Origin of the sequence: Desulforadius tongensis (assembly GCF_016907915.1) — a bacterium.
Lineage (GTDB): Bacteria > Bacillota > Desulfotomaculia > Desulfotomaculales > Desulfohalotomaculaceae > Desulforadius > Desulforadius tongensis.
Genome location: NZ_JAFBCW010000024.1, coordinates 32771 through 42603 on the forward strand (window position 1 = coordinate 32771; position 9833 = coordinate 42603).

A 9833-nucleotide genomic window follows, 5' to 3' on the forward strand; every position below is an offset into this window, starting at 1 on the left:
AAGAAGCATTCTACAAATCATATAATGTAACTGATTGTCTAATTAGCATGCCTTTTGGGGGAATGAATTTGAAAAAGAAAATTTTTAGTTTTTCTGCGATAATAATTCTTTTAATCATTGCAGTATCATATTTGCCTCAATCCCTTGAATCCACAGCACACCAAAGTAAACAAACACCGGAATGGGAGAACAAGAAAGTGGAAAAAAACACCGGTCAAGAAAACGGTACTGCTGAAACAAGTGATCCTTTAGCTCCGGAGAGAATCCTGGCCATGGTAAAACCATCCATAGTGGTGGCCACCATCACCAAAAGCACCAAAGTATATTCCAATTACACCACCGGTCAAGTTTCCGGCCAGCTGGCAGAGGGTGATAAAGTAGAGGTTTTCAGGGACAGGGGATATCAATGGTATTATGTCAAAAATCTTACCAACAATTTAACAGGCTGGATACCTGCAGAACCCATTTCCATCCCCGCTGACCCAGCCACAAATCAGAATAAAATGAACCAAAAAGAACTGGAGACTTTTGTTAATCTTAAAGGGTTTCAAAGTGATACCAATTATTTAGTTTGGGTTGATATTGATAGACAACTGGTCCATGTATTTACCGGTACCCTGGAAAACTGGAAACTGCAGAAATCAATGGACTGCGCCACTGGTAAAAACATCTCCCCTACTTTAAGAGGTTCATTTACCATCAAAGAAAGGGGTACATGGTTTTATTCCCCACAATTCCAAAGCGGCGCCAAATATTGGGTACGATACAGCGGTGCCTACCTGTTCCACACCGTTGCTATGGATAAAAACCAACAGATTAAAGACCCCACTTTGGGTAAAAGAGCTTCCAACGGTTGTATAAGATTGGCGGTGGAAGATGCCAAGTGGTTTTACGATACCATCCCCAGGGGCACTAAAGTTTTTGTTAATTAATTTAAAATCAGGCGTCTGTACAGATTAAAGCACTGTCCGGTGCTGCAGCCGCAGCAAATAAAGGAAGGCCCACCGGTAGAAAAAATAAAAAAGCCCCCGCAACCCGGAGGCCTTGATATTCCTGGCGGGAGTGCGTGGGAATCGAACCCACCAGGGACGGGACCGCCGCCCCACGACTGGTTTTGAAGACCAGGGGCACCACCAGGCACCATCCACTCCCTTAATAATAATTTTGGAACCTGTGCAGTTGTACTATCCTTTGACGAATTTCATTATACTTTTTATAAATGAACCCGTCAAGGATAATTAAAAAAGATTTTCTGCCCGGGGATTAAATGTGCAGGACAGCCAATAAATGGTACTTGCCAAGGCACATAGTTTGTGCTACGCTGTATACAGCAAGCAGGTTAAAATTAAATATCTCAATGCACTGGCGTGTTACGTAAACGGCATTAGCCAGTAGGCATAATTTTATTTGAAAATACAAAAAATAAAATTATGCCTACTGGCTTTTGTTTTAGCAACATTTTTTCAACGCAAGTTTGATAGTTAAAGTTTCCAGAAAATATATAAAACTAAATATTTAGGAGGGAGATATTTGCAAACTCCTAAAGGCCCGTTTACGGTACAACGCATACTTAATAATAATGCAGTTATGGCCAATACTCCCGGTGGACAGGATGTAATTCTGCTGGGTAAAGGTATGGGGTTTGGACGTAAAGTGGGGGATATTTTGTCCAATCCCAAATATGAAAAAATTTATGTTGTTCCGGAAGGTGTGGCTGAACAAAAAGCTCTGGCCTTAATTGAGCAGGTTGACCCAGCTATTATCAAGGTTACCGAAGAAATCATCCAGCTGGCTAAGGCCACGTTGGGAAAAAATCTGCATCCCAGGATCCATATTGCTTTGGCAGATCATATTAACTTCACTTTAATTAGGTTAAATCAAGGTATGGAGATCAAAAACCCTTTTATTGCGGAAATTGAGGCCATGTATCCTAAAGAGTTCAGCGTAGCCAAGCAGGGAGCTAAATTAATTATGGACAAGTTCAAAATTTCTATTCCCCGCGAAGAAGTTGGTTTCATAGCTTTACACCTGCATTCGGCCAGACATGACCGGCAGGTAAGTCAAAGCTTAAAACATACCGCAATAATTAACAAGGTAGTAAAATATATTGAAACCAAGCTTGGCTCCCTTAAAGAACGCGGGGGAATAGAGTATACAAGGCTGCTTTCTCACCTTCAAAGCTGCATCCACAGGTTAATAAATAAAACAACAGTTGAAAATCCTTTTATAGATAAGTTAAAGCAAGAATTCAGTGAATCATATGTCATAGCCAAGCAGGTGGGCAGCATTCTGGAAGAAGGTTTAGGTATGCCGGTACCGGAAGATGAAATTGGTTATTTAACCATGCATATAGAGCGCATTCGCCGCAACTTAACCAAATAAACGACGACGTGTTACTGGTAATGCAGGCATGAGTCATTTGGAAAGTTAAAACTTTCCTCATGGCTGATGCCTTTTTTACTGTATAAAGTCTGGTCAAAAAAGCATAATGCGCGCGCCATTAAGCTTTTTAAGCAAATAAACAAAATCAAATGAGTGAATTATATGAAAAAGGCTTTTAAGTACCTGCAGATGGTTGGACAATCTTTAATGCTGCCCGTATCTGTGTTACCTGCTGCCGGCCTGCTGCTCAGGTTTGGAGAAAAAGACCTGCTCAACATGCCTGCAATGAAGGAAGCCGGGCTGGCTGTTTTTGCTAATCTGCCCCTGATATTTGCCGTAGGGGTTGCCATCGGCTTTTCCGGCGGCCAGGCAGTAGCCGCCCTGGCAGCTGTTGTAGGACAGCTGATTTTATTAGCGGTATTAAACGCAGTGGATCCCAATATTAACATGGGTGTTTTTTCCGGAATTATTATGGGTATCACAGCCGCCGTATTGTACAAGCAGTTTTATCAAATTAAATTACCACAATACCTGGGCTTTTTTGCCGGAAAACGTTTTGTTCCCATTATCACAGCTGTAGCCGCTGTGTTTATTGCCAGTGTTTCCGCAGTGGTTTGGCCCGGCGTGCAGAATATTATTGATAGCGTGGGTCACGTGGCAGTTAATTCCAGTTTCGGTCCCGCTTTGTTTGCCGCCGGTAAGCGATTGCTGATACCTGTCGGCCTGCACCACGTGTATTACCCGGCTTTCTTGTACGAATTCGGTCAGTACGTAACTGACGCCGGAGAGGTTATTAAAGGCGATTTCAACCGTTACTTTGCCGGGGACCCAAGCGCCGGAAAATTCATGGCCAGTGAGTTCCCCATTATGATGTTCGGTCTTCCCGCTGCTGCTTATGCCATTTATCGCAATGCTAAGCCGGAGCGCAAAAAAACTATTGCCGGTCTAATGGCCAGTGCAGCCTTTACATCTTTCTTAACCGGAATTACCGAACCAATTGAGTTTGCCTTTATATTTGTGGCACCGCTGTTATTTGTTTTCCACGTGCTGATGGCCGGTGTATCCGGTTTTGTAACCAACCTGCTGGATATTCATTTAGGCTTTACCTTTTCGGCTTCCTTTATCGATTATTTGCTATCCTACAAATACGGTCACAACCAGCTGCTACGGTCACAACCAGCTGCTGCTGTGGCCGGTGGGCTTAGTTATCAGCGCTTTGTATTTCGTAGTCTTTAACACGGCGATAAAAGTTTTGAACTTAAAAACCCCGGGCCGGGAAGACAAAGCTGCCGATGAAGCCAATCAAGGTAGTGCTTCCGATTTGGCACACAAGGTATTAGAAGCCCTGGGAGGAGCTAATAATATTGATGTATTGGATGCTTGTATTACCCGTTTGCGGGTAACCGTAAAAGATCCGGCACTGGTTAAAAAAGACACTTTCAGTACCTTAGGTGCAGCCGGCGTTATGGAAATGGGTAAAAACCTGCAAATTATCTTTGGTACCCAATCAGACAGCTTGAAAGAAGAAATTCGCAGCCTAATGGGCAACCAGGCTTCAGCCGCAGGGACAGAAGCTAAATCCGATGCCGCAGCCGGCCATTCAGATACCAAGACTATAATTAAAGCTCCCGCCAGCGGCAGGGTTACTCCTTTAAACCAGTTATCTGACAAAACCTTTAGTCAAAAAATGCTGGGCAACGGGGTGGCCATTGAGCCGGTAGAAGGTACTTTTGTAGCCCCTGTATCCGGTACAGTTGTCCAACTGTTCCCCACCCATCATGCCTTAACCATCAAAACCGAAAGCGGTCTTGAGGTTCTGATACATGTGGGTATTAACACTGTTTCTTTAAAAGGCCGGGGCTTTAAGGCCCTGGTTGCCGAAGGACAAAAAGTTGAAGCAGGGCAAAAACTGCTGGAAGTTGATTTACAGCAGATCAAAGATGCTGGTTTAGATTCCACAACCCCTGTAATTGTAATTGGGGTTCAAGAGATGGAGATAACTCCTGCCGGTGAAGTAACTGCCGGTGAAGATACAATCCTGCAAATTGGCGGCTAATTGAACAAACACGCCAGAAATTCAACCCAGCCTACCAAACGGAGGGAAAACAAATGATAAAGCAAGTAGTAACTATCGTTAACCCAACGGGTATTCATGCTCGACCGGCGGCAAATATTGCCAAACTGGCCGGCCAGTATGATGCCACCATAAAACTGGCTCATAAAGATAAAGAAGTAGATGCCAAAAGCATTATTGGAATTATGAGTTTGGCCGCACAGGCCGGAGAAGAGGTTTGCATAACTGCGGAAGGTAACCAGGCAGAAGAAGCAGTACAAGCTTTGGTTGACCTGTTAAGCAAACCCTTTGCAGAATAGAAAGGGGGTCGCAACATGCTGCAGGGAATTGGTGTCTCCCCTGGTTTGGGTATAGCTCAAGCAGTGATATACCAGCAAAAAAAACCAGTAATTTCTGCGGTAAAGTTGGAAGCAGAGGCTGTAGAAACAGAAATCAATAAGTTTAAACAAGCCCAAGCAGAAGCTAAACAAGAATTACTGCAGATCAAGAAAAAAGTGCTGCAGACTGCCGGGAAGGAAAAAGCAGATATAATTGAAGCACAAATAATGTTTTTGGAAGACCCGGCAGTAGCCGATGAAATAATCAACCTGATCAAAAATGGTTATAATTCCGCTTATTCCGCCAATCAGGTGATAGAAGCACAGGCTCAGATGTTTGAAAATCTGCCGGTCCCGGAAATGCAAGAGCGGGCCGTGGACATGAGAGACATGGGGCGCCGGTTAATCAATATTTTGCTTGGTCGAAAAGAGGTAAATTTATCAGAGATAACCGGGGATGTTGTCCTGATAGCTCATGACCTTACTCCTTCTGACACAGCTCAATTATCCAAGGACAAAGTTGCCGGCATAGTAACCGAAGTGGGCAGCAGAACCAGTCACACGGCTATCTTGGCCCGTTCACTGGGTATTCCGGCAGTGGTTGGAATTCCAGGCATTGTTGAGCAGGTTGGTCCCGGAGATTTGGTAGTTGTCGATGGAAACAGCGGTGAAGTACATGTCAATCCGGATCAGTTGAAGTTAAACAGCTTTAAAAAGAAAAGAGAAAAGTTAGCCTTTGAACAAAAAGAATTGGAAAGCCTGGTTAATAAAGAAGCGGTAACTGCCAACGGCATTCCGGTCAGGATTGCCGCAAACATCGGTAAATTAAGTGATATTATAGAGGCCAAAAAAGTGGGCGTTCGTGAAATCGGGCTTTTCAGAACAGAATTTTTATACATGGACAGGAATTCACTGCCTTCAGAAGAAGAGCAGTACCGAGCATATAAACAGGTGGTTGAAGCTTTCCCTGAACGAGTTATCATTAGAACTTTAGATATCGGTGGGGACAAAGAGTTACCTTATTTAAAACAGGCCAAAGAGCTTAACCCGTTCCTGGGCAAGCGGGCCATACGGCTTACCCTGGCGGAAAAGGATTTATTTAAAATCCAGCTTAGAGCCATCCTCCGGGCCAGCAGGCACGGCAATGTAGGCATAATGTTTCCCATGATTGCCACAATGGATGAATTACTGGCTGCTAAAAAACTGCTGGAGGAAGTAAGAGCCGAGTTGGAAACTGAAGGAGTAGTTTTAACTAACCCCGTGGAAGTGGGGATGATGATAGAAACCCCCGCCGCTGCCCTTACGGCAGATTTGTTTGCTAAAGAAGTTGATTTCTTCAGTATCGGCACAAATGACTTAATCCAGTATACCATGGCCGCTGACCGCATGAATGAACAGGTAGCCTATCTGTACCAGCCAACTCACCCGGCTATAACCAGGTTGTTGGAAAAAGTTGTACAGGCTGCCCATGCAGCAGGAATTTGGGTCGGTATGTGCGGTGAAATGGCCGGTAATCCCCAATTGACAGAACACCTGCTAAAGTTGGGCTTGGATGAGCTCAGCATGACCAGGGGGGCAGTGCTGAAGGTGAAACAAAAAGTACGCCAGATTACTTTATAAATGATAATGGCTTACATTCGCCCGTGCTTAAAAAGCCGCCGGCGAATGTAAGCCTTTTTATAATGCTTATTCAAATAATTCATTCATCAAATCTTCAACCTGTTTTTTATGCTTTTCCGTTTCTTCTTTATCCACCACTAACGTTATTTTCAGCACATCTCCTTCTTTTGCTTCCGCCGGCAGCAGGCTGGACGGCAGGTTAAAAGTTCTGCCCTGGTATTCAATTACCGCCATATCCCCTTCAAAACGATCAATTACCAGCAATTAAAACACCTCTCCGTTATCGTATCTTGAAACCGGTTTGCCTTGGTCATCATAAAGAACACCGGGATCACCACTGTTATTCCAAACGGAACTGCCGGTCCACAGCAGGGCGTTGGAACCGGGCTGATTTTTTGTTCCGCTTATTATTTTTAGCACCCCACCGGGTGGTATAACCGTTCCCGGTGGAAAATTAAATTCCTGGTTGCCCTTTACACTGACCAGTTTCCAACCGGATAAATCCACCGCCTTTCGGCCTGTGTTGCTGAGAGTAACTATTTCTTTTTTCAAGTCGATACCGGTTATTTTTACAGTCCCTTTAGCAGCAGATTTTTCTTTAGCGGTTGAATATTCCTGTGCCCGTTCCTTAGCAGGTAATGGATTTTTATTCAAGGTAATATTTTTACCATCACTTGTTACTACAATATGGCCGCTAATATCGGTACGCAGCACCTGCACCCCCGCCGCAGCAAGAGCGGCCATCGTTTTAGAATGTGGATGCCCATAATCGTTGTCTTTGCCCACTGAAATTATGGCGTATTTTGGAGCCACAGCCTTTAAGAAGGCAGGTGTTGTGGAACTGCTGCTGCCGTGATGGCCCACTTTCAGCACATCTGCTTTTAGATTATAACTAGCAGCCAGCATTTCCCTTTCAGATACTGCTTCAGCGTCCCCTGTAAACAGAAAACTTGTACTATCATAAGTCAGCTTAAGCACAGCACTGTAATCATTCAATTCTTCATAATAATTACTATTCGGTGCAATCAGTTCTGCCTTTATACCACTGCCGGCATCAAGCACCACTCCCGCTTTGGCCCGGCTAATTTTAAGACCTTTGTTCTTAATAGCCAGTAACAAATCTTTATAAGTCTTGGTGGTCTGAGACACTTTAGGCAGGTATACCTTTCCCACGTCAAATTTGTTTATGGCAGCATCTAAGCCGCCGATATGATCTTCATGGGGGTGTGTACCGATAACGTAATCCAGTCTTTTAATCCCCTGTTTTTTTATATAATTGACCAGCAGACTGCCATCATCATTATTTCCACCATCAATAAGAATATTTTTACCGGATGGCAGTTGGATAAGAGCTGCATCAGCTTGGCCAACATCAATAAAGTGAACTTTCACTTCCCCGCTGCCGGTGGATGGAGAACCTACCTGCAGCTGCTGCTCATTTCCCTTAGAAGATGCTGGTACTGCAGAATGGGAACCGGTACAGCCCGTGATAAACGTCATTACCAGTGCTGTTAACAGAATAATCAATGGAATAAAAAGTAAGTCTTTTTTGACGCCTGTTTTGTTCAAGTAGATGCCTCCTTGTATTTTTTGTCTTGAATTAGGGTGCAGGTTAAAACGAACATATATTTTTATTTTACTGTAAAATGTTTATTTTTTTATCAAATTTCCATTAAATTTGACATAAGGCAATTATTTTTTTGATGGCCAAAATTTAATGACGCTCCCAATAATACAAACAAGCCCTGCGGCTGTTTATACCTTAGAGCTTTATAAAAATTATTTCGGCAGCGGCCTACTCTCCCAGGGGACGGTGGCTGTAATAATATGATACAGGTGTTTAAAACTGGTATATATGTGTTCTTGTTAAGAACACACAGCACATCTTGTACCACCGAAATTACATAACTTTCTATAATCATTTGTTGGAACAAAAATTGCTGTTGAACTATAATGAATTAATTTATAAGGAGGCTTTGTAATGAAGACATTTAGAGTGCCAAGAGATATTGTGTTTGGTTGGGGAGCTGTTAGTTATCTTCAAGAAATCAAGGGCAGCCGGGCTTTTATTGTAACTGACAGGGTAATTGCCAGCTTGGGTTTTATTGAAAAAATTGAAGGATATCTTAAAAAAGCCGGTTTGGAAACTAAAGTTTTTGCCGAGGTTGAACCTGACCCATCACGGGATACGGTGGAAAAAGGTGTTAAATTAATGGCAGAATTTAAGCCCGACTGGATTGTGGCTGTAGGCGGCGGCTCTTCTATGGATGCTGCCAAAGGTATGTGGGTCTTTTATGAATACCCTGACATCACTTGGGAGAAGGCCTTTGGTGTTCTTCCCCCTTTACGGCAAAAAGCCCGTTTTATCGCTATTGCCACCACCAGTGGTACCGGTTCGGAAGTTACCTGTGCTGCTGTCATCACTAACCGTAAAGTTGAACCCAATGTAAAAAATGTTATTGCCGGCAGTGAAATTACGCCGGACATTGCAATTGCCGATCCAGAGCTGGCTTCTCAAATGCCCCCCAAAGTTACTGCCGCCACAGGAATGGATGTTTTAACCCACGCAATTGAATCATATACATCAATTGCGGCTACAGAAATAGATAAAGCACTGGCATTAAAAGTCATTCAAATGGTATTTCACAGCTTACCCAAAGCCTACGCTGACGGGCGAAATAAAGCTGCCCGCGAGGATATGCATACCGCATCTCTCATGGCAGGTATGGCCTTTACCAATTCATTCCTGGGGATAGTTCACAGTTTAGCACACCAGTTAGGTTCTCAATACGGTATACCTCATGGAGCAGCAAACTCTTTAATGCTGCCTTATGTAATTGAATTCAACTCTATTGCCGTGTCTAATTTATATGCAGAAATTGCCAGTGCATTGAATATTCATTATGAAAACAGCAGGGACGCCGTGAAAAAATTAATAGCTGCCATTTTCCAACTGCAAAAAGATATTGGGCAGCCGCAAACCATTAAAGATGCCGGAGTGGACGAAAAGACATTCTTTAACCGGCTGGAAGCAACAGCTGAAAATGCACTGAACGATATATGCACTTACTGCAATCCGAGGGTGCCCAGTGTTGAAGATATGAAGGCACTCTATACTGCAGCTTATTTCGGTAATCAACTTAAATAATAAAAATTAATTTTTTATCTCCATAGCAGTAAAAAAACACCCGGTTGGTTTTAGTTGTTTTAGCCTTGGGTATATCGCCTGCACCAACCGTTGCGATGATTGGAGTATAAGGTAACAACTCTTTCCACCCTGTACTTCTATCATTAATTGTTATATATACAAATTTAAGTCAAAACCGTGGTATACAATTTGCCGGCTAAATCGAGTAGGAGGGAGTGATTAACTCCCGTCCTCTCACACCACCGTACGTACCGTTCGGTATACGGCGGTTCATGTTGTGGAACGAAGTTCA

General features: G+C 43.4%; 9 protein-coding genes and 1 tRNA gene. 7 read left to right on the forward strand and 3 right to left on the reverse strand.

Going from position 1 to position 9833, the window contains the following annotated elements; genetic code table 11:
* Positions 1–68: 68 nt before the first annotated feature.
* Positions 69–932: a L,D-transpeptidase family protein gene (locus JOC37_RS09790; RefSeq protein ID WP_204618463.1), complete on the forward strand. Its 864-nt coding sequence runs from the start codon at positions 69–71 to the stop codon at positions 930–932.
* Positions 933–1054: 122 nt separating this feature from the next.
* On the opposite strand, the gene JOC37_RS09795 is transcribed toward JOC37_RS09790, so the two are convergent.
* Positions 1055–1152, reverse strand: a tRNA-Sec gene (locus JOC37_RS09795).
* Positions 1153–1530: 378 nt separating this feature from the next.
* Here JOC37_RS09795 and JOC37_RS09800 point away from each other — a divergent pair.
* From JOC37_RS09800 to ptsP, 5 genes are all read left to right on the forward strand, one after another.
* Complete coding sequence (locus tag JOC37_RS09800; RefSeq protein ID WP_204618465.1) at positions 1531–2382, forward strand: PRD domain-containing protein; 852 nt, start codon at positions 1531–1533, stop codon at positions 2380–2382.
* A gap of 162 nt (positions 2383–2544) precedes the next feature.
* The gene (locus JOC37_RS13310; RefSeq protein WP_238480855.1) at positions 2545–3618 is read left to right on the forward strand and encodes a PTS transporter subunit EIIC; all 1074 of its coding nucleotides are present in this window, start codon (positions 2545–2547) and stop codon (positions 3616–3618) included.
* A gap of 16 nt (positions 3619–3634) precedes the next feature.
* A complete protein-coding gene (locus JOC37_RS13315; protein ID WP_238480856.1) occupies positions 3635–4438 on the forward strand; it encodes a PTS sugar transporter subunit IIA in 804 nt (267 codons plus the stop codon).
* A gap of 53 nt (positions 4439–4491) precedes the next feature.
* The gene (locus JOC37_RS09810; protein WP_204618467.1) at positions 4492–4755 is read left to right on the forward strand and encodes an HPr family phosphocarrier protein; all 264 of its coding nucleotides are present in this window, start codon (positions 4492–4494) and stop codon (positions 4753–4755) included.
* Positions 4756–4770: 15 nt separating this feature from the next.
* Entirely contained in the window at positions 4771–6393 is a 1623-nt protein-coding gene (gene ptsP, locus JOC37_RS09815; protein WP_204618469.1) for a phosphoenolpyruvate--protein phosphotransferase, read from the forward strand.
* Positions 6394–6459: 66 nt separating this feature from the next.
* Here the strand turns inward: ptsP and JOC37_RS09820 are convergent, their stop codons facing one another.
* Positions 6460–6657, reverse strand: a complete 198-nt coding sequence (locus JOC37_RS09820) for a DUF3006 domain-containing protein (protein ID WP_204618471.1) — start codon at positions 6655–6657, stop codon at positions 6460–6462.
* The gene (locus JOC37_RS09825) at positions 6658–7962 is read right to left on the reverse strand and encodes an MBL fold metallo-hydrolase (protein ID WP_238480857.1); all 1305 of its coding nucleotides are present in this window, start codon (positions 7960–7962) and stop codon (positions 6658–6660) included.
* 412 nt (positions 7963–8374) lie between these two features.
* Between JOC37_RS09825 and JOC37_RS09830 the strand changes: the two genes are divergently transcribed.
* Entirely contained in the window at positions 8375–9541 is a 1167-nt protein-coding gene (locus JOC37_RS09830; RefSeq protein ID WP_204618473.1) for an iron-containing alcohol dehydrogenase, read from the forward strand.
* Positions 9542–9833: the final 292 nt, after the last annotated feature.